This is a genomic window from Fulvivirga sp. M361, from assembly GCF_007097395.1.
Taxonomy (GTDB): Bacteria; Bacteroidota; Bacteroidia; order Cytophagales; family Cyclobacteriaceae; genus Fulvivirga.
In genome coordinates this window covers 1-249 of the sequence record NZ_VKDC01000144.1, presented here as the reverse complement: position 1 = coordinate 249, position 249 = coordinate 1, and the positions used below count along the sequence as shown (strand labels likewise).

The 249-nt window shown below is 39.0% G+C and carries 1 pseudogene; it reads left to right on the top strand.

Going from position 1 to position 249, the window contains the following annotated elements:
* Positions 1 to 249 (top strand): annotated as a pseudogene (locus FNH22_RS32540) (IS982 family transposase); the annotation flags it as partial.

Below are 249 nucleotides of genomic sequence, written 5' to 3'. Positions count from 1 at the left end.
AAAAAGGAAGGGGCTCGACTAAGAAAGTCGCAACTCTCTGATTCAGAAATTATTAGCATTCTCATGCTTTTCCATTTTGGTCAATTCACCAATTTCAAAGCGTTTTATACACAGTATGTTTGCCCTCACCTAAAGGACCTCTTCCCTAATCTAGTCTCCTATCAAAGGTTCGTAGCCCTTAAGAAAAAAGTAGCTGTTCCGTTAATGATGTTTCTCAAAACCAAGGGATTAGGAAAGTGTAGAGGCATA